Origin of the sequence: Bifidobacterium sp. ESL0682 (assembly GCF_029392815.1) — a bacterium.
Classification (GTDB): Bacteria; Actinomycetota; Actinomycetes; order Actinomycetales; family Bifidobacteriaceae; genus Bifidobacterium.
The window spans coordinates 1,028,038-1,048,149 of sequence record NZ_CP113942.1; the positions used below are offsets into that span (position 1 = coordinate 1,028,038).

At 52.0% G+C, this 20,112-nt stretch carries 21 protein-coding genes and 1 tRNA gene; 18 read left to right on the forward strand and 4 right to left on the reverse strand.

Annotated elements, in window-relative coordinates:
- Positions 1-2 precede the first annotated feature (2 nt).
- From ruvB to OZX57_RS04395, 8 genes are all read left to right on the forward strand, one after another.
- Positions 3-1,064 (forward strand): Holliday junction branch migration DNA helicase RuvB, encoded by a 1,062-nt coding sequence (ruvB, locus tag OZX57_RS04360; protein WP_277162858.1) that lies wholly within the window; start codon positions 3-5, stop codon positions 1,062-1,064.
- 79 nt (positions 1,065-1,143) lie between these two features.
- Positions 1,144-1,662, forward strand: a complete 519-nt coding sequence (gene yajC, locus OZX57_RS04365; RefSeq protein WP_277162859.1) for a preprotein translocase subunit YajC — start codon at positions 1,144-1,146, stop codon at positions 1,660-1,662.
- Between the two features lie 103 nt (positions 1,663-1,765).
- On the forward strand, positions 1,766-2,347 hold the full coding sequence (locus tag OZX57_RS04370; RefSeq protein WP_277162860.1) for an adenine phosphoribosyltransferase: 582 nt from the start codon (positions 1,766-1,768) through the stop codon (positions 2,345-2,347).
- A gap of 62 nt (positions 2,348-2,409) precedes the next feature.
- Complete coding sequence (gene sucC / locus OZX57_RS04375) at positions 2,410-3,603, forward strand: ADP-forming succinate--CoA ligase subunit beta (RefSeq protein WP_277162861.1); 1,194 nt, start codon at positions 2,410-2,412, stop codon at positions 3,601-3,603.
- A gap of 1 nt (position 3,604) precedes the next feature.
- Positions 3,605-4,540, forward strand: coding sequence for a succinate--CoA ligase subunit alpha (sucD, locus tag OZX57_RS04380; protein WP_277162862.1), 936 nt, complete (start codon positions 3,605-3,607; stop codon positions 4,538-4,540).
- Positions 4,541-4,560: 20 nt separating this feature from the next.
- Entirely contained in the window at positions 4,561-5,898 is a 1,338-nt protein-coding gene (locus OZX57_RS04385) for a DUF6350 family protein (RefSeq protein ID WP_277162863.1), read from the forward strand.
- Between the two features lie 38 nt (positions 5,899-5,936).
- Positions 5,937-7,607 carry a bifunctional phosphoribosylaminoimidazolecarboxamide formyltransferase/IMP cyclohydrolase gene (gene purH, locus OZX57_RS04390; RefSeq protein ID WP_277162864.1) on the forward strand — a complete coding sequence of 557 codons (1,671 nt, stop codon included), beginning with the start codon at positions 5,937-5,939 and terminating at the stop codon, positions 7,605-7,607.
- 102 nt (positions 7,608-7,709) lie between these two features.
- Entirely contained in the window at positions 7,710-7,997 is a 288-nt protein-coding gene (locus OZX57_RS04395) for a DUF3017 domain-containing protein (RefSeq protein ID WP_277162936.1), read from the forward strand.
- A 27-nt stretch (positions 7,998-8,024) separates the two neighbouring features.
- On the opposite strand, the gene OZX57_RS04400 is transcribed toward OZX57_RS04395, so the two are convergent.
- Positions 8,025-8,981: an aquaporin gene (locus OZX57_RS04400; RefSeq protein WP_277162865.1), complete on the reverse strand. Its 957-nt coding sequence runs from the start codon at positions 8,979-8,981 to the stop codon at positions 8,025-8,027.
- A 189-nt stretch (positions 8,982-9,170) separates the two neighbouring features.
- On the opposite strand from OZX57_RS04400, the gene OZX57_RS04405 reads away from it, so the two are divergent.
- From OZX57_RS04405 to OZX57_RS04425, 5 genes are all read left to right on the forward strand, one after another.
- A complete protein-coding gene (locus OZX57_RS04405) occupies positions 9,171-9,947 on the forward strand; it encodes a pseudouridine synthase (RefSeq protein ID WP_277162866.1) in 777 nt (258 codons plus the stop codon).
- Positions 9,944-12,079 carry a bifunctional cytidylate kinase/GTPase Der gene (gene der, locus OZX57_RS04410; RefSeq protein ID WP_277162867.1) on the forward strand — a complete coding sequence of 712 codons (2,136 nt, stop codon included), beginning with the start codon at positions 9,944-9,946 and terminating at the stop codon, positions 12,077-12,079. The genes OZX57_RS04405 and der overlap by 4 nt, the downstream gene beginning before the upstream one ends.
- Positions 12,080-12,371: 292 nt before the next feature.
- Positions 12,372-12,445 (forward strand) — tRNA-Pro (locus OZX57_RS04415).
- A gap of 884 nt (positions 12,446-13,329) precedes the next feature.
- On the forward strand, positions 13,330-14,475 hold the full coding sequence (locus tag OZX57_RS04420; protein ID WP_277162868.1) for a 3'-5' exonuclease: 1,146 nt from the start codon (positions 13,330-13,332) through the stop codon (positions 14,473-14,475).
- Positions 14,476-15,110: 635 nt separating this feature from the next.
- On the forward strand, positions 15,111-15,242 hold the full coding sequence (locus OZX57_RS04425) for a hypothetical protein (RefSeq protein WP_277162869.1): 132 nt from the start codon (positions 15,111-15,113) through the stop codon (positions 15,240-15,242).
- Between the two features lie 3 nt (positions 15,243-15,245).
- Here OZX57_RS04425 and OZX57_RS04430 read toward each other — a convergent pair whose 3' ends face one another.
- The gene (locus tag OZX57_RS04430; RefSeq protein ID WP_277162870.1) at positions 15,246-15,656 is read right to left on the reverse strand and encodes a hypothetical protein; all 411 of its coding nucleotides are present in this window, start codon (positions 15,654-15,656) and stop codon (positions 15,246-15,248) included.
- A 93-nt stretch (positions 15,657-15,749) separates the two neighbouring features.
- Here OZX57_RS04430 and OZX57_RS04435 point away from each other — a divergent pair, with 93 nt between their 5' ends.
- The 3 genes from OZX57_RS04435 (at position 15,750) to OZX57_RS04445 (ending at position 16,414) form a co-directional block, all read left to right on the forward strand.
- Complete coding sequence (locus tag OZX57_RS04435; protein ID WP_277162871.1) at positions 15,750-15,947, forward strand: hypothetical protein; 198 nt, start codon at positions 15,750-15,752, stop codon at positions 15,945-15,947.
- Positions 15,948-16,029: 82 nt separating this feature from the next.
- Entirely contained in the window at positions 16,030-16,293 is a 264-nt protein-coding gene (locus OZX57_RS04440) for a hypothetical protein (RefSeq protein ID WP_277162872.1), read from the forward strand.
- Complete coding sequence (locus OZX57_RS04445) at positions 16,283-16,414, forward strand: hypothetical protein (RefSeq protein WP_277162873.1); 132 nt, start codon at positions 16,283-16,285, stop codon at positions 16,412-16,414. Before OZX57_RS04440 ends, OZX57_RS04445 begins: the two co-directional genes overlap by 11 nt.
- 337 nt (positions 16,415-16,751) lie before the next feature.
- Here the strand turns inward: OZX57_RS04445 and OZX57_RS04450 are convergent, their stop codons facing one another.
- A complete protein-coding gene (locus tag OZX57_RS04450; protein ID WP_277162874.1) occupies positions 16,752-17,282 on the reverse strand; it encodes a hypothetical protein in 531 nt (176 codons plus the stop codon).
- Positions 17,283-18,179: 897 nt separating this feature from the next.
- On the opposite strand from OZX57_RS04450, the gene OZX57_RS04455 reads away from it, so the two are divergent.
- Both OZX57_RS04455 and OZX57_RS04460 read left to right on the forward strand, forming a co-directional pair.
- The gene (locus OZX57_RS04455; protein ID WP_277162875.1) at positions 18,180-18,338 is read left to right on the forward strand and encodes a BsuBI/PstI family type II restriction endonuclease; all 159 of its coding nucleotides are present in this window, start codon (positions 18,180-18,182) and stop codon (positions 18,336-18,338) included.
- 166 nt (positions 18,339-18,504) lie between these two features.
- Positions 18,505-19,332 carry a hypothetical protein gene (locus OZX57_RS04460; RefSeq protein WP_277162876.1) on the forward strand — a complete coding sequence of 276 codons (828 nt, stop codon included), beginning with the start codon at positions 18,505-18,507 and terminating at the stop codon, positions 19,330-19,332.
- 104 nt (positions 19,333-19,436) lie between these two features.
- Here the strand turns inward: OZX57_RS04460 and OZX57_RS04465 are convergent, their stop codons facing one another.
- The gene (locus tag OZX57_RS04465) at positions 19,437-19,952 is read right to left on the reverse strand and encodes a hypothetical protein (RefSeq protein ID WP_277161511.1); all 516 of its coding nucleotides are present in this window, start codon (positions 19,950-19,952) and stop codon (positions 19,437-19,439) included.
- Positions 19,953-20,112 lie beyond the last annotated feature (160 nt).

The following is a 20,112-nucleotide window of genomic DNA, read 5'->3' on the forward strand; positions in this document are numbered from 1 at the left end:
TCATGTCTGAAACACAGGTTTCACAGTCCAACATTGGCGCCGATGAGGAATCGCTGCGCATGATTTCTTCCGAACCGATCGGCAATGAACCGGTTAGCGACGAGGAACTGCGTCCTCGGGCGCTTGAAGGCTTTATCGGACAGCCGCTGCTTAAGGCGCAATTGCAGCTGTTTTTGGACGCCGCAAGAAAACGTGACGTGCCGCCCGACCATATTCTGCTTGCCGGCCCTCCAGGACTCGGCAAGACGACGTTGGCCATGATTGTGGCGAACGAATTGCAGGTGCCGATTCGTGTGACTTCGGGACCGGCCATCCAGCATGCCGGCGATCTTGCCTCGATTCTCAGTTCGTTGGATGAAGGCGAGGTGCTCTTCATCGATGAGATTCATCGCTTACCCCGTCCCGCCGAAGAGCTGCTGTACATCGCTATGGAGGATTTCCGTGTCGACGTGATGGTCGGCAAAGGCCCAGGAGCGTCTTCCATCCCACTGACCCTGCCACGCTTCACCGTTATCGGAGCCACCACACGCGAAGGCATGCTTCCGTCGCCGTTGCGGGCACGTTTCGGTTTTACCGCTCACCTGGATTTCTATCCTCATGAGGAACTTGAACGACTGATTGAACGCAGTGCCGGAGTGCTGGGCATCAACTTGGCTGAAGGCAGTGCCAAACAACTTTCTTTGCGTAGCCGAGGAACACCTCGTATCGCCAACCGTCTTCTGCGTCGAGTACGTGATTGGGCGATTGTGCACGATCTCGATCTAATTGGACCCGATGACGTTCAGGCAGCTCTTGAGCTCTATCAGATTGATTCGGAGGGCCTTGACCGTCTTGATTTGGCAGTGCTCAACGCCATCGTCAAGAATTTCGATGGAGGTCCCGTCGGGCTCAACAATCTTTCCGCAATGGTCGGCGAGGAATCCGAAACCGTGGAAACCGTGTGCGAGCCATATCTGGTGCGTGAAGGTTTTCTTGTGCGCACGCCAAAAGGCCGTGTCGCGACTGAAAAAGCATGGCAGCATTTGGGGTTAGTCCCTAAAGATGATGTCAATAAGTTATTCTAAAATCCGATACGTTAGGTATGTAAGAGAGTTGGTCATATAGCTGACCGGCGTCTGAAAATCCGTTCGATGGGAGTCCCAAGTGCCCGGTGGCAGTAATTCAATTTTTCTTATAGTTCTTATCGTATTGATGGTTGCCATGATGTGGTGGTCGTCACGTAAGCAGAAGCAGCAGCAGAGCAAAGTTCAGGATTTCCGCGCTTCTCTTCAGCCCGGACAGCTGGTCCAGACCATCGGCGGTATTATCGGCAGTGTTGTTTCAGTCGATGAAAAGTACGAGGAAATCGTCATCGATTCCGAGGGTTCCAAGCTTCGTTTCACGTTCCGTGCCATCAGCAAGACTTATGTGCGTCCGGCCTTCGTCGACGATGATGAGGTCGATGAAGACGGCAATCCGATTGCTCCGCAGGACGAAGATTCGGCCTCTGAAGCGCAGACAGATGCAACCGGTCAGTCTTCAGTCAACGGGAATGACGAAGCTCAGAAGCCGTTTGACAGTGATGTGGATTCAGCAAACGATGAGGAAGACTCAAAATCTACGGATGAGGCTTCAACAGACGGCAGCGATGAAACAGGCGAGAAGGCTGACGCCGAACAATAACAACTTTTCAGATCAGATGGCCTGTTTGAGCGTTGTATGATATACATCGCTCAACCATCTGTTTCATTCACCGACAACAACAGCAGTAGTAAAGGCTTGGCACATGACTCATTCGGACATCACCCTCACAGGGCTCAACAAGGTAGGGGCTGAAGACGCCCAATATGTGGCCTCGTTGATTCGTACCATTCCTGGATTCCCCAAGGAAGGTGTGTTGTTCCGTGACTTCATTCCTGTTTTGGCTGATCCTCGCGGTTTTTCCATCTTGATGAAGGCGCTTGAGCTGGCTTTGCCTGTTCCTGCCGATTCCTTTGATTATGTCGCCGGTCTCGAGGCTCGAGGATTCCTGATCGGTACGCCACTTGCGGCGCAATTGGGCAAGGGATTCCTTGCTGTTCGCAAGGCCGGCAAATTGCCCCCTGAGACGATGGCTCAGAGCTATTCCCTTGAATATGGCGAGGCAACAGTCGAAATCGAAAAGAACGCCATCAAGCCTGGCGACAAGGTGCTTATTGTCGACGATTTGATGGCCACTGGAGGCACCGCTAAGGCTGCTGCCGACCTGATTGTTAAGGCCGGTGGGGAGGTCGTCGGTTTCAGCTTTGTGATGGAGCTGATCGGGCTTTCCGGACGTGATGACTTCGGTGATTCGCCGATTAGTTCTTTGATGACGATGCCGGCCTGACTTTCTGCCTTTATTCGAAGAATGCTAGTTGAGAAGAAGTAACGAACAAGTAAGAGGATTCTATGGATCTCTATGAATATCAGGCACGACAGCTTCTTGAGGAGCAGGGGATTGACACGCCGCACGGTATCTTTGCTCAGAATTCGCACGAAGTTGCCGAAGCGGCTGACAAGATAGGCTATCCTTGCGTCATCAAGGCCCAGGTTCGTACCGGTCATCGTGGTCAAGCAGGTGGTGTGAAACTGGCCAAGGACCAGGACGAAGCCATTCTTTCATCGGAACAGATTCTTCCGATGACTATCCGGGGCCACAAGGTCAGCGGTGTCTTGGTTGCCGAGGCCAAGAACGTACTTCATGAGTATTATGTCTCCATTTCACTGGATCGTTCATCACGAGATTTTGATGTGCTGGCCACTGCCAACGGTGGTACCGAAGTCGAGGAGATTGCGAAAGAGCATCCTGAATCCGTGAAGCGGCTGCATATCAGCGCCCTCGAGGACTTTGATATCGAAGCTGCTCGCAAGATGGCTGAATCCATCGGTTTCTACCATGCCGATGTCGATCAGGCTGCCGATGTGCTGCTCAAGATGTGGAAATGCTTCAAAGACAATGACGCAACGCTGGTGGAAATCAATCCTCTCGCCAAAATCGGCGATCCGGATGACGAATCCACCAAAAAGCTTTGCGCGCTCGACGCGAAAATCTCGCTCGACGACAACGCGGCATTCCGTCATGACGATTGGAAGCGTTTCGCTGATACTTCGCATACTGATCTTTTCGAAGAGCGAGCCAAACAGCACGGTTTGCATTATGTCCACCTCAAAGGCGAAGTCGGTGTCATCGGCAACGGGGCAGGACTGGTGATGAGTTCTCTGGACGCGGTTTCCGGAGCCGGCGAGGAACAGGGCAGTGGCGTCAAGCCTGCCAACTTCCTCGATATTGGCGGAGGTGCTTCAGCAGAAGTCATGAGCACCAGCCTTTCCATCGTACTTTCCGATCCACAGGTCGAATCGGTGTTTGTTAACGTCTACGGTGGTATCACGGCATGCGATGAAGTGGCCCGCGGCATTCTTGCAGCCCTTGATGAGCTGAATGCATCCAAGCCGATTGTGGTTCGTTTCGACGGCAATGCGGCTCAAGAGGGCCTGAAGATTCTCAAGGACGCCGATAATCCGAACATCCATGTCAGTGACACCATGGAGAAGGCAGCAGCACAAGCGGCAAGACTCGCGGAGCCTGGCAAGGAGACCAACTGATATGGCACTGTTTATCGAAGACAACGCACCGGTCATCGTTCAAGGTATGACAGGGCACCAAGGCATGACCCATACCGGTCGTATGCTCAATGCCGGCACTCATATCGTCGGCGGTGTCAATCCGCGCAAGGCGGGGCAGGAAGTCACCTTCCATATCGATGAGACCGATAAGGATCTTAACATTCCCGTTTACGCCACTTGCAGTGAGGCCAAGGAAGCCACCGGCGCCAAAGCCAGTGTAATTTTCGTGCCGCCACGGTTCGCCAAAAGCGCCATGCTCGAGGCCATTGAAGCCGATATTGAGCTCATTGTGGTCATTACCGAAGGCATTCCGGTGGCAGATACAGCCTACTGTGTGGAACTGGCATTGCAGAAGGGCATCAGGATTATCGGCCCCAACTGCCCGGGGCTGTTGAAGCTTCCGGAATCTGCGGACGCATCGGATAAAGGCATCAATCTTGGTATCATCCCGGATGGCATCGTCTCTTCCGGTCCGCTCGGTCTGGTTTCCAAATCCGGTACACTCACCTATCAGTTGATGGGCGAACTCGCAGATATTGGTTTTACAGCCTGTCTCGGTGTCGGTGGCGATCCGATTGTCGGTACGACGCTGGTTGAAGCGTTGCAGCAGTTCGAAGCCGATGACAACACCAAAGCCGTGATGATGATTGGCGAAATCGGCGGCAATGCTGAGCAGGACGCTGCGGCTTGGGCCAAAGAACACATGAGCAAGCCCGTCGTCGCCTATATCGCCGGCTTCACCGCCCCCGAAGGTAAGCAGATGGGACATGCTGGAGCGATTGTCTCCGGAGGCAAGGGCACAGCCCAAGACAAGAAGAATGCACTGGAAGAGGCAGGCATACCTGTCGGTAAGACTCCTGGGCAGGCAGCGCAGTTGCTACGCGAAATCGTGAATGGTGGTACCCCACAGGCATGAGCAAAAGCCGGCGACCATGGTTGAAAGGGCTGGTGATAGCCCTAGGCGGATCGATGATATTCACGATCACGCTAGGCCTGTTCATGGCTCTCACCCTGCTGATGATATCGATGGAAGAAGGCGGCGGAACCCTTTCCAATTTTTCGGTTTCGCTGACTTTGGCAGTGGCTTTGCTGTGCCAGGGAGCAGGATTTCATGCCAGCTCAATTACGGTCACCATCATTCCGCTGCTGCTGACCGCATTGTTGATATGGCTTGTGGCCTGGCTGACTCGTAAGCTATCCACCAGTCCGAAAGCGTATGTAGCCGGATTGCTGAGCTGGGTTGCCATTATGTGGATTTTTACCCAGAACGTCGTCGTGTTGCTCGAAGACCCCGTTTGGATGGTGCTTGCCAAGACGGCAATCTTCTTCACCCTTGGGTTTTTGATAGGTGCGATCCCTGGATCGTCCATGACGAAAACCATCGGGAAATTCATCACGGACAATGTCTCTAAACGCTTGTCAGATTCGTTGAAACTCGGGTTGCTCAATGCAGTGATTCTCATCCTTGGCTATCTCGTCATCGGCTTGATAACGGTTATAGTCTGGGCAGTCACCAATCAGAGCGCCATGGTACGAGTCTTCAACCTGGCGAACATGCAAACAGGCTCACGCATTATGACTACGATATGCACCCTGGGTTGGCTGCCCAATCTTTGTCTATGGGCGCTCTCGTGGCTGTTTGGCAGTGGGTTCTCCATCGGAGACCTTGCCAGTTTTTCGCTGTGGCATGACCATGCCTTGGGTCTTCCTGCAGTACCGGTTTTCGCCATATTTCCTCAAGCTCTTTCCAATGACACGCTCAGGCTTTGCCTGATGGCCATTCCCTTGGTCTGTGGATGCCTTCTTACGCTCGTTGAGCTGTTCCTGCCCCGCTGTTTCGCCATCGGAGCCGGCAAACCTGATGAAGCGTTCAACGTCGGCAAAACGATCGGACAATTTGTTTATCCTATCCTCTCGTTCTGCCTGACCAGTGGCTTGATGGCGATTGTCATGAATATTCTGTTCACTCTTTCATCCGGAGCATTGGGGCAGCACCGTTTGGCACATGTTGGTGTCGATACGATAGCATCGTCTCGCGTGGTGTGCTTGCCGAGTACCTTGGGATTCTCATTGGCTTGGCTCATTTCCGTCGTCGTGATCGCACTGGTGTTCGCATCGCGCATGTTGTTCGACTATCTGCGCTCTCGCAATGCTGCAGATGCAATGCAAGGCGACGATAATTCTTCGGCTGACCATTCTATTACTGCCGTTTCAGCAGAAACAACCGATGGCATTGGACAGACGGCGATGGACTCAGCCGCTGAGAAACCATAACGATTTTGTAATTCACCATAACCACTAGGGAGCAGCAGATGACAGACACAAACCGTTCTATACGGCGCGCTTTGGTCTCGGTTTACGACAAAACAGGCATTGAGGGCTTAGCTGATGCCTTTGTCAAAGCAGGCACAGAAGTCGTCTCCACCGGCTCGACCGCAAAACGCCTTGCCGAGCTAGGTGTCACAGTAACCGAAGTCGAACAGGTAACCGGGTTCCCTGAAAGTCTCGGCGGTCGTGTCAAAACCCTGGACCCGCATATTCATGCAGGCATCTTGGCCGATATGACTAATCCGGCGCAAGAACAGGAACTTCAATCCCTCGGCATCAAGCCCTTTGATCTTGTGGTGGTGAATCTGTATCCCTTCGCCGATACCGTTCGTTCGGGGGCATCGCCAGCCGATATCATCGAGAAAATCGACATCGGTGGCCCTTCAATGATTCGCGGGGCGGCAAAGAACAGTGCCAGCGTGGCCGTCGTTACCGACCCAGCCGAATATGGGCTGGCCGCACAACGCGTGGCCGACGGTACAGGATTCTCGCTCGAGGAGCGCCATTGGCTGGCCGCAAAGGCATTCGAAACTACAGCGGCTTATGACGCGACCATCGCAGAGTGGACGCACAATCATTGGACCAAGCCAAGTAGTTTGGACAAAAGTAGCTCAAATACAGGCGAGGCACAGACAGTCGAGAACATCCAACAGCAAGCCAACCAAAAGGCTGACAGCAATGCGTCGTTCCCAGCACACATGACACGTACATGGGATTACGTACATCAGCTCCGTTATGGCGAGAATCCGCACCAGCAGGCGAGCCTGTACGTCGATGCGCTCGATCAGACAGGATTCGCCCACGCTGAGCAGCTGGGCGGCAAACCCATGAGCTACAACAACTATGTTGACGCCGATGCCGCATGGCGGGCTATTTGGGACTTTGCCCCTCAAATCGCCGTAGCCGTGTGCAAGCACAACAATCCCTGTGGCCTCGCCATTGGCAAGACCGTGGCCGAAGCACATCTCAAGGCACATGCCTGCGACCCGATGAGCGCTTATGGTGGTGTCATCGCGGCCAACACGACAGTGACTCTGGAAATGGCGCAGAATGTACGTCCTATTTTCACCGAGGTAATCGTCGCCCCGGATTACGAGCCTGAGGCTCTGGAGCTGCTGAAAGCGCATAAGAAGAACCTACGCATTCTCAAGGTGAAGCAACGTCCGCATACCGATATTCAATTCCGTCAGATTGATGGCGGCATCCTCGTACAATCCATTGACAAGATCGACGCTCCCGGAGACCATGTCGAAACATGGAACTTGGTGTCTGGAGAGGCAGCCGATGCGCAGACACTCAAGGATCTGGCCTTCGCCTGGAGAGCCATCCGTTGCGTGAAATCAAATGCCGTATTACTGGCACATGACGAAGCAACTGTGGGCATTGGCATGGGTCAGGTCAATCGTGTGGATTCCTGTCATCTCGCCGTAGAACGAGCCAATACGCTCGCCGACGGAGCCAATCGTTCCAGCGGTTCCGTCGCAGCCTCCGACGCGTTCTTCCCGTTCGCAGATGGTGCAGAAGCACTGATTGATGCCGGTGTGAAAGCAATCGTGCAGCCAGGAGGTTCGATCCGCGATAAGGAAGTGATCGAGGCAGCGCAAAAACGTGGCATCACGATGTATTTGACCGGGACCCGGCACTTCTTCCACTGAGCGGAAACCCCATTAGGGAATAATCGAGAATTCAAAAATACCGGTACGTGGCTAAACTGGCTCACGTACCGGTATTTTATTCTTTGATGCAAAGGAAAGATGATGGCCGACAAGCACCCCTATGTTTCAGAAGCTCACGAAGGTAAACCCGTCTTCGAATGGGGCGTGCTCATCGTTGTAGTCATTTCAGCCATATTGGCTGCATTGGGATACACAATGGCCGCCACAGCGATATTCGCTGCGACGGCCATCATCACGAGCCTGATCCGTTTGATTCTCAAAGACCGTAGTCCTTGGAAAATCCGATCAGTAGGTTTCGATACCTTCATAGGTATCGCCTTGGGAATCGGATTGCTGGTTGTTTATTTCAGCATCCAACTTCTGATTTGATGCTATCTAGCAGAGTCCAGATTAGTTTCAGTCCTCATCTGGCTTGATGTCGAAACTGTTGAAGGTTTCGTTCTTCTCAGCGTCATCAGCAGCTTTTTCCGAAAGCTGCGTTTCTTCTGCATTCTCAGAATAATCAGACTGAGAATTTTCAGATTCATCTGCAAAAGCATTTTCTTCGGTCACTTGTGCAGGTTCCTTGCTGGAAAACATCTGTGAAATGAAGATGACGATGGCGACAACGGCGGCAGCGAGAATCGGGCAAATCCAGAAGATCAGCAGCTGACTCAACGGCTTGACGGCAAGACCAGCATTGTTGGCGAAAATCGCGATACCAGTGGAACGTGCAGGATTCAGAGCAGAACCGGTAATCGGATAAGTGAACATCACTCCGAGAGCATACACAGCACCCATAATCACAGGGGAGTGCGAAGTGGACTTGCCATCCTCACCGATGGAATATACCGAGGCAGCCACGATGATAATCGATGCAGCGACTTCAACGATGACTGCGAAAAGAATGCCGAAATTGACACCGGCCTGCTGCAGCTGGGACGAGGAAATGGATCCCTTGTCATAGCCATTGACTGCATTGGAGAGCCACATCTTGGCCGGAGCGGCCTTGGAAGTCGGCAGAACAAGCGTGGTAACGGCGCCGGCTGCGATTCCGCCGAGAACCTGCGCAATGATATAGCAGATTCCGCTGAATACCTTAGTCTTGCCAAGAAGCATGGCTGCAAGGCTCACTGCCGGGTTGAACTGGCCGCCGGAGAACTTGCCGAAGATGAAAATCATGGCGGCATAGGCCAAACCGGTGGCCGCAGCGACCAGCAATGCGCTCGGGCCGTAAAGCGACGGGCTCAAAGCCGAAACCAGATAGATAGCCAGAAAAATCAGAAAACTACCGACGAATTCGCCGCCGATAGCCGAGAATGATATACCTTTCGCACCTTTTTGACCGGTGTGTTGTGCTTGTTGTTGCGTCATTTACCGTTCCTTTTATTGACACGTCGACGATTAACGCCATACAAGCCAACATAATAGCAAAGGGCTAGTAAGTACTGTATAATTATCTTGATTGATGACTTTACGACGAAAAGTCGGAAGCCAGCAGATTGAAATAGTACGCGACGGGCCGGTTTCAAGCCGTTCCCGCAAGGCCACGTTGGGAGAACGATGCCACACGCATATTCACGTGCCGAGAAGGCACATCAAGAAAATTATGATGAGGGAATTCGCCTTCAAAAGCTTCTGGCACAGGCCGGTTTCGGCTCGAGGCGCAAATGTGAGGAGATCATCACCGAAGGCCGTGTAGAGGTCGACGGGGAACTGGTCACCGAACTCGGCACGCGTGTCGATCCCTCCAGTCAGGAGATTCGTGTCGACGGGTCGAGAATCCGCCTCAACAACAAGCACATCACCTTGGCGCTGAACAAGCCCAAGAAGGTGCTTTCGACCATGGACGATCCGAAAGGGCGCTATACGCTCCGGGACATCGTGGGCGACAAATACGAGCGCATCTTCCACATGGGTCGTCTTGACTACGAAACCGAAGGCCTCATTTTGATGACCAACGACGGCGAGCTGAGCCAACATGTGATGCACCCGCGCTACGAGGTCAAAAAAACGTATATCGCCACGCTAGATGGACGAATCAGCGGTAATATCTGCCGTCGATTGGTGACCCAGGGCGTCAATCTTGATGACGGGCTTATTCGCCTCGACCATTGCGCCATCATCGATTCCTCTCGTGACCAGACCATCGTCAAGGTCGTGCTGCACTCGGGCAAGAACCGCATCGTCCGTCGTATCTTCGGAGCGGTCGGCTTCCCCGTGCGCAGGCTTGTGCGTACGCAAATCGGGCCCATCAAGCTCGGTGACTTGAAGCCTGGTTCCTATCGCGTGCTTTCGCAGACGGAAGTTCGTTCGCTGGCCAAGGAGGTGGGTCTGTGATCCGTGTAGCCATTGACGGGCCCGCAGGCGTGGGCAAATCCTCGACATCAAAGGCGTTGGCCAAGTATTTCGGCTATGCCTACCTCGACACCGGTGCCATGTATCGTGCCGCCGCCTGGTGGTGCCTCAAGCAAGGCGCCAATCTGGACGCTGATACCGTAGATGAGCAGGCCATCACCGAAATGGTGGGGGACCTGTTCACCGGCGACCATTTTGATATCGGCGTCGACCCGGACGACCCAAAGGTTCTGGTTGACGGTGAAGACATCAGCGAGGCGATTCGTGATTCGAATGTCTCGTCCCATGTATCGAAAGTCTCGAATATCGTGCCGGTTCGCCATCTGCTCATCGCAGCGCAACGGGCCTATATCGATCGCGAAGCATCTGTCGATTCATTCTCGAAAGGTGCAGGAATCGTTGCCGAAGGACGCGACATCACCACTGTTGTCACTCCGAACGCAGAAGTACGAGTGCTTCTGACTGCGCGGCCGGAAGTTCGCCAGGCGCGACGTACCGGTCAGTCTGCTGCGGGAGCGGGTGTGGGCGCTGACAACGTCATTGCCCGTGACAAGGCCGATTCCAAGGCCACTAGCTTCCTTGAGGCAGCAGACGGTGTAACAACCGTCGATAACTCCGATCTCACATTCGAAGAGACGCTTGACAAGCTCGTCGAACTGGTCGATGCCGCTGCTGAAGAGCAGTCATACAAGCAGTACGCAGCGAATCTCGAAGGTTATGATCTAGACGAGGAAGACGAGGCGCTGCTTTCCGGAGAAACGGTAGATAGCGACAATACTGCCAAACAGAAGGCCGTCGGCGTGCTCGCCGTGGTCGGGCGGCCGAATGTCGGCAAATCGACACTGGTCAACCGTATTCTCGGCCGTCGTGCCGCCGTTGTCGAAGATACTCCAGGCGTGACGCGAGACCGTGTCAGCTACGACGCAGAATGGGCCGGAACCGATTTCAAACTGGTCGACACCGGTGGTTGGGAAGCCGACGTTGAGGGCATTGAATCCGCCATCGCCTCGCAAGCTCAAGTGGCCGTGGGACTCTCGGATGCTGTGATTGTGGTGGTTGACGGACAGGTTGGCATTACCTCTACCGATGAGCGCATCGTTAAGATGCTCCGCGAAAGCGGCAAACCCGTCGTATTGGCCGTCAACAAGGTCGACGACGGTGCCAACGAATACCTAACCGCTGATTTCTGGAAGCTCGGATTGGGCGAGCCGTACGGTATTTCCGCAATGCACGGCAGGGGAGTGGGCGATCTGCTCGACGTGGCCGTGGATACGCTGAAAAAGGCCAAGAAAACCTCCGGTTTCCTGACTCCGACCAATCTGCGTCGCGTTGCATTGATCGGCAAGCCGAACGTGGGCAAGTCTTCGCTGCTTAACGAGCTGGCGCACGAAGAGCGCAGTGTGGTCAACGATTTGGCCGGCACTACGCGCGATCCTGTTGATGAGATCATCAGTATTGGCGACGAGGACTGGCTTTTTATCGATACTGCCGGTATCAAACGTCGTTTGCATAAGCTCTCCGGTGCCGAATACTATTCGTCACTGCGCACGCAGGCGGCCATCGAACGTTCTGAGCTTGCGCTGGTTCTGTTCGACGCTTCGCAGCCGATTTCCGACCAGGATCTCAAGGTCATGAGCCAGGCTGTGGATGCCGGACGCGCCATCGTACTGGTGTTCAACAAGTGGGACTTGATGGACGATTTCGACCGCCAGCGGCTCGAGCGCCTGTGGCAGACCGAATTCGACCAGGTCACTTGGGCCCAGCGCGTCAACCTCTCTGCCAAGACCGGCTGGCACACCAATCGTCTGCTGACGGCGATGAACACGGCACTGGAATCATGGGACAAGCGCATACCCACTGGCAAGCTCAACTCGTTCCTCGGCCGTATCCAGTCTGCTCATCCGCACCCGTTGCGTGGCGGCAAACAGCCTCGCATCCTGTTTGCGACGCAGGCCTCGACGCGTCCACCGCGTTTCGTCATCTTCGCCACTGGCTTCCTCGAGCACGGCTATCGCCGCTACATCGAGCGTCAGCTGCGTGAGGAGTTCGGCTTCGAAGGCACCCCGATTCAGATCTCGGTGCACATCCGCGAGCGCAAGGCGAAGAAGAAGTAAAGTCATAATAAGTTGAATACGTGGGTCGTGAGTTTGCTATTTAGCCTTACGACCCATTTCTTTATTTTCATTTGCTTGAGAAGCCGTTTATCGATTCGGGGTTTTAACCGGGCTTAGCTGCCAACATTCCTTACTCTTTAATCGGTAAAAGATCAGTTGAATTAGCCTCTACTAATTCGGTTTCGGAGTCCTTATGTATAGCAATACAAGGTTTTTGTCCGACTGCGCCACGCCGATAGTAGTGCCCATGTCGCTCTTGTGCTAAACTTTTCTTCCGGTGCTTTGCACTGTTCGGGTCGTAGCGCAGTTTGGTAGCGCACTTGACTGGGGGTCAAGGGGTCGCGGGTTCAAATCCCGCCGACCCGACTGAAAACCGCTGGAATCGTTAGGTTCCGGCGGTTTCTTGTTTTCGGACGAAACCCGTTCCGGTAACGATTAGTAACGATTGCATACGCAACCCACTATCCCTGCGTTACCAGGGACGCATCAGTCGGTTTCGGATAATTCTGTTTCCCGAGCCCTTCCAACGGCGTCCGCCACCTCATCCAGACGCTCCGGCCACAGCCTCGCATACGTGTCCAGCGTGATGGTCGCGCTCCGTATGGCGAACTTAAATAAGTGGATGCGTATACTCTCGTCATCCATGTCTGCGAGCTTGGGAACCGGGTATGGCGGCCAATTTCGCATATCCATTCTTGGACACCGAGAATCAGTCTGTCGTGCCCGTCGCTTGCTACGTCTGATTGACACGGGCACGCTCTCTTCTCCTCCGAATCCTTATCTGCACCCGCAACGTGAACGTCTTGCCAATCCTGGTTGTCACATACGTTCGTTTGGGTTGGGCTTCCTTATGCTGAATCGCATTTTTGATCTGTCATGTTCGTTTTCTACGTATTTACGGTATGCAGCTGTCCGTATCCTGTCTATTCGTTATAGTTAGGGACATGTCTAGACACGCAGAGCGGCAGCCGATGCCTATTAGAATTCTTAAGACCATTTCAAGAGTACTGGCTATAGTCTGCTGGATGGTGGCCGCTATGCTCTGCATCATATCATTTACATGGATAGGCAAGGACTTTGGTACGTTTCTGGTCGGAATTTTCATTCTCGTCCTTCCCGTAGGTCTTGTCGGCTGGGTCTTCTGGCACTTCTCCAAATTGCGTCAACCCAATAGGACGATGTCCCATTCGCAGCAGGTAATTGCGCAGTCTAAGCTAGCGAAACATGAAACGGTCCAAACTGAAGCTGACATGACGCCGAAGACCAACCCTCACGCTGTAAAGTCACAAAAGCCTGATTTGAGTTCTATGGACGGACGTACCAAGGTCATTAAAACAACGAGTACGGCACTCCACAGTTTCAGCCATTACAACCTCGACAAGAAATTTACCGTAGCTGCACGAACCGCTGTCTGCGCCGTCATCGATACAGAGACCACAGGCTTCGGCGGAACTTCGCGTCTTCTCGACATCGGCATTGTTCTCATTGACCGGGATTACCGAATCATGGCGACTCTCACCCAGCTTGTCAACCCGCACACACCCAGCGACCCTGGAGCCGAAGCCGTCAATCACATCACACTGGACATGCTCGAAAACCAGCCTACCCCGGATCAGGTGCTCCCGCAGATTCTTGACGCCATACGCACTCTTCCCCTCATTGGCCACAACCTCAGCTACGACATCGACGTCATCAACAGGGAGGCGGCAATCGCGGGCATACAAGGGCTAGAACCGCAGCAGATCTGCGACACTATGGAACTCAGCATGGAAATGTTTCCCGAATCTAGGCATCATGCGCTGCAGGACGTCCTCAACCGTCTCCACATTCCTGAACCGGAACAACACCGTGCACTCGCCGACGCACTCCAGACATGGCAGGCCTACGAAAAGCTCTGTGCCATGGATACGCCACGAGCCGAGACCGAGGAAGAACAACAACAAGCCAGACGAGTGAGAGAGGCAAAGACCAACGACGTGATGCGGGCCCGCTATACGAACGGCAACGACACGACCCCTGTCAACGACAAGCCAGAAGGAGAACCGCTCCAAGCCCAAGGAGGCGGCGAGAACCTCAGCGAATGTTTGAAGCACCAAGATGTCCTGAGCAGATATCCTCGAGGCTCCTGGTTCTGGGTAACTACTGTCAAAGGACGAATCCGTTCTGGCAAATACAAAGGGTATCCGACTGTATTCGTCTACCTCGATGGAGAGGAGATAGGCTTCCTTGGCGAGCCTCTCATGGCCAAGCACTGGGGGCAGATACCTGACATGCCGACCATCGCACTTGCACACACTGTAAACAACGCGGACGAATCCAAACCGTTTAAAGCCAGAATCGAGTTACCTAAAGCGCATCAGCCGATTAATCTGGAACAATACAAAAAGACTGAGTGAATGCTACTCAGACATCTATAGATATTTCGCTCTGATGGTTTGAATCATTGTTCGTATAGATGTTTTCGCGATTCTTTTGCCTTTCTTGTGACTTTCAACGAGTCTTTGCGCCCAATTAAAGGCGCGATAGCATTCAGGTCGGTTATGGGACAAACATATTTTCCGCGGATTCTGTTTCGAAACATAGCCTTTGGAATCTCATATTCCCATTTCGGCTATTTTCTTTTATATATCTTTTTATGACACTCCGTGAATTGCCATTTGATTACGAATGCAAGTAACTCTCTGGCATTCCTCGGCGTAATCGCTAACAGCGACAGCTTCAGCGGCAACTGTGGCCATGGTCGTCGGCACGAATCAGGTCGTCGCTTCTACGGGCGTTCCGCCGTCGATGCGTCCTCACCGATTGGTGAAGCTACGATGACAGTGCCGTCATGAGTATCGTCTGAAACATCTCAGGCGCCAACAAAAAGAAGACCACTTATGTGCGTTTGATACCTCAGAGCATCAGCAGGGGAGGAGGCATCCTCCTGCATCGCGGATCCCAGTGAATAAGTTGCCACGTACTGCCCCTAGGACCAGCAAGATGGCCGCATTATCAGTCACAAGACATTTTGCACTGGGCAGAAGCTTCTTTGAGATCGACTCCTCGTTGGATGAGCTATGGAAGCAACGCACCACGGGCGAATGGCGGCGGCAGGGCATGGCCGAACGGTGACCCCAGCGACCCCAAAATGCTCGCTTGGTGCTACTTCACCATCGTCTGATCATCAGTGCAGTAGCAACAGTATGACCAGTGCACTGTTGACTAAGGTTATCGTCGAATATATTCTTGACGCGTTGTCCTTGATGGTAGCAGATCCGAAAAACATGGCCAATACCACGATGAGATTTCCCCCAAAAACAAAGAACGCAAGCAAGACTCTCAGTATCTGCAGCACCTGCGTTCCGCTGTCTAACTGATAGATGATGATTCCTGCCATCGCAACGACCTCCATGATCAGGAGGGTCAAAGTCACTATTCCGTCCCATCCCAATCCATGGGAGCCGGCCGGAGTGGGCGAATGGCCATCATCGTCCATGTCGTTGAGCCTGCGCTCTAACTCCACAATTTTTTGATGGTCGTTATCAAGCTGGCGCCGCAGCTCTCCATAGGCTTTCTTTGTCCTCGATTTGCCCATCGCTCTTCCTTTACTCCCTAATGTTTGAAAGGACTATTTTCATGATTGACCAGATTACCGACAGACAGCAGGTACTCGTGCCGGATCCGATGGGTGACCCGACCCCTGGCGGCCAAAGTCGACAGGGTGGACGGCAAGTTCGATAACGACAACCGGCGGATCAACAAACTGGAGCAGTCCGGCACACGAGCGAGCTGTTCGCCCGCACGCAAGACCACAACCAGCACGAGCATCAGCTACAGGTCGGACGCGAATATGTCAGACGAGGCTTCAACGGGGCCTGCCATGTGAGAATCCAACAACTTGAGCAGGACAAACGCTGCCAGGCTCGACTGCAACGACTGGGGCTACAACACGATGCCCCGCAACGGTAATGAGGCGTTTCTCCCATGCCCGTTCTTGTTTTTGCCGTCGCCATTCCGGTGATGGCATTTTCATATGCAAAAGTAAGGAGAAGAAAAATACGATTATCCTCAACAAGGCTTGCCCGCATCACAAGCTGGGTGTCTATTACGCGCGTCATTCGGTGGAACGTGTGCGGCATGACCTGAGGCGTATGTTGGTGGCGTTGGTGACGGTGATGAGCATCGATACCGCGCAGGTTCCCCGCGATTTCGTCATCGTGGGTGTGGCTTGACCGAATAGCGGAACCACCCGCAGGGCTGAACGCGGATGCGAAGCACCAGCTCGATTGGGCGACTTCGGCAGGAAAGAAGACCGGCGTCTACGCCTACGCGCAATCCGGCGACGCCCACTAGCTAGGTCGACGGGTCTACAAGCGATCTTAAAACCGTGGCGAATGCGTCGCAGTAGGATGGTGCGATGCTTACATGGCCACATCCCTCAAATGAATTGTCATCACCATCTTGCCTGCCATCGCGAAGCTGGTTGCTGCCATCGGTTTATGAAGTCTGTCAGTCCACTGGCCTCACGATCCTGCTTATCACCTCTGCGGCGACTTGCATGGGTGCGTGTATCGGCATCAGTGTCCTGCATGCCAAACCAGAACAGTCTGACCGTCGATCGAGAATGTGAAGACCAAAGATCCAACCAAAAGCGTACTGTACTAGCTTTGATGCCGGTGCAGAACGCTTTTTATTTAGAGGCGGATTCCACCGGTAATGTCAATGTGACGTCAGAAATCTCATCCCAGGCTGTGGTGGATATCGATGTCATATCTCCGGCGATAACTGGCATGGCGCTGCAACGATCCATGTCATAGAGTGTCAACGTGATTGGTGGCATGCACAGATAGGTCAAAGCGCGGATTTCCCCACTGTTCCCAAGGGTTAGTGACCAGCCCATTGATGTCGCTGTGGAATCCTTGCCGATGATAGCCATGTATAATCGGTAACGCTCTGGGAAATTTCTTTCTTCTTTATTGAGGAGGTAGTCCTTGCAATCAGACAAGGCTCCTGCCTTGTTGATGGTGCAAAAGTTGGAGATTATCTGCTTGCAAAAGGCCAGTGGCCTAAAAGACGGGATCTGTATAGCCAGACTCTGGTATTCTGGTTTGAGCTCATTGATCACAATTGTGTTCAACTGGTTGAATACACGTGAGAATTCCGGAACATAGTGGCGGCCGAAGTAGCTATTGCATGAATTGCAGAGGGCATCGTATCCCATTCCTCGTTGCGATTGCTGGTAGTGGATACCCTCACCGTTGCCTTGTCTAAGTCGGGAAATCGCATCCTCGGAACGGTATATTTTCGTCTTATTGGTATTCCCGGCCGATTGGGGCGGGATGTGCTCGAAAGTCAGTGGCCCATACTTACCGCAAACATGGCAATGTCCAATAGTTTTTCGCATATGAAAATCATACTCGTTTTGGAATTTTATATGAGTAAAAAGGTTCGCTGTTTACCTGATCACAATATGTCCAGTCAACATTGGAACCGTAAAAGAGCGATTCTATCGTCTCTGTCGTTTTATTGCATGATTTGAGAAATGGCTTTATTGCAACGTTTATCGTCATTATCGTTTCTGACAGTTTTCGACATTTAACGTCCAGCAGCAACAAGGGGTCGCGGGTTCAAATCCCGCCGACCCGACGAGAAAATCCTGGAATTCCAACGTTTTTAAGACATCGGAATTTCAGGCTTTTCGATTCCAGACACGATGCTCACGGGTTATAGGCCAAAAATGTGTCTACAGTCGGTAGCGTTTGGATATCTGATTGAGCGTGAAACTCGTTCCTGTCAATGCTGGTGCCCTAGTGATGGTAAGTCTGCCCTCGGGCGAGTGCTTCCATGCCTGAGCAGACAGAGCTCCTCTATCCGCTCGTCGGTACAGCGTGTACGACGAGTCGTGCGTAGGATTCCGGTTCCGTGGTGTGCAAGTGGCACCACCATTAGATGGTTTTGATTTTACAGCTGCCCGATCATGATTGTCATATAAGAAAGGAGGAAGGCCAGAACTGCAACACATGAGATGGCAAACCCAAATGCTTCTTCTTTTAGTAGCAAGCGCTCACGGTTCCATAGACGCCGCCAAAAGTCGAACTAGAAAACTGTTCTACAAGGAATGAGGCAAAGTTGTGCTGATATCCTGTTTTTTCAATTAAAAACCAAACTTCAATATCTTCCTGCTCTTGCTTGGGAGACCGAGGCATGGTGCGCTGATACTCCAGATCATCTGATGCACTTTGACGGCTCGAGATTCATGGGTCCATACAATAAGTAGTGATTAAAACTTCAGTTGTCGGTTTGAACGATTGTAACTCATACCTAAGTTCGCGTAAATTATCGGTATATTAGAATTTGCTTATCATTTACTATTTATAGTAAATGATGTATATACATCAGTCATTGAATTATGAATGGCGAACAGCTTTTGTTAGGACCGCATTATGGGAGATCAAGACGAAACGTCTATTTACGTATTTGATTTGGGTGTTATTCCCGGGGCGGATTTAATTTTTAAAAAAGTGTTGAAGTCTTTTCAAGAAAAATCGGGATGGTCGGAATCGGAAAATACCGAGTCCCGGGATTTGAATCACATCCAACATTTCTCCAACAAACAGCTTTCTGCAGAGTTATATATCGATAATACAGGCTTGGGATATATTGCAATTGCCGGAAAGAGGCGGGATTCGTTTTCAAGTTCTTTTAAAGAAATCGAGAAGCTCTCGAAGAAAGTGAAAACAAACTCCAGTCCTGTCCTAACCTCTGTTCTATCTTCGCCAAAGCAACTGAGGCATGTTCCTGCTGGTATGTCTGTATCAAAAGAGTTATCGATTCTCATCAATACTGAAACAGAGAGGTTTTATGTCAAAACCTGTCAGGGAAAAATTAGACCCGATGTCGAGGCTGACATAGAAAGTCAAAAAGCTCGGGTCGGTCGTTTTAAAGTCTCTCCACTTTTCAACGAGAAAGATTCTGCCTCGTTGGAAGAATCTGATAAATATTTGTCTGCAGCTCAAGAATATGTTGCAGCGACCTTTTCTGATAGCGATTCCTTGACTCTCAAGGCTGGTATTTTAGCGATTGATCTAGCCTCAATAGCGACTGTCGCTCAGCTTTTATTTTCGCTGTGGGACACTTTGTTCTCACACTGGGGAACTACGAAATCATCAGCTTCAACATTAAGGGACTATGCCGTCGTTGCTTTTGTTATTCTGCTCTTTCTAGTATTTCTTTTTGTCCTCAATTGGCCAAGGAAAAAGAAGAACAGTTAATCTTCACCCAATATGAATTTACATGCCTTGTGGATGCGATGTCTTTGCGTAACATGGCTGACGATAAATATGATTTCATCAGCTATTAATTGTTCACCTCTGAATCACTTCATGATGTTGCAGATATCCTCTGTAAGGCCTTTTGACATCTTGCCTTTGATCAGTTTTCTAGTTGTTCGGACGAATGGTCGTAGGTTCTTTGGATCAAGGCCATAACGGCTGCAGGTTTCGGCGATGCCAGCAATCTCATAGAATGCAACAGCTTGGTCTCCGGCTTCGAGTGTTTTCGGCAAGGGAGTGTCAGCTGGGAATAGGCTGCTAGGACGTATGATTTGTCGTCCTGTCGATTTCACCAGGAAACCTATGCCTGTCACTTTTGCCTGTCCGGCTTGACCGACCTGCGTTGCCGTAATGGATATCATCGGAGGCGCGCCGTCAGTAAGAAATATTGCGCTTCCCGTCGATATTTTAATTTTCGCCTTATCGCGTTGATTGTTCCAGATGCTCCAGATTAGAGTACCCAAAGAGATTGCGATTGCAAGGACGGGAAGGATATAGTCGGTGAGTATATTAGAGCCGTTGACCAGTTCGACTCGTATCACTGCGGATACTACATTCATGACAAATAGTATAGAGTCAAGGTCGGAGAGATAATGAACTTCTTTACATCGATTTCTTGGATTCGAGTTTTCTTAAGCGAACGACGATGGGGTAGTGTCCGGTAGTTTACGCAAATTGGGTTTTGGGCTTTGATAGGGGGCGTGGCCCCTTGCCTGTGTA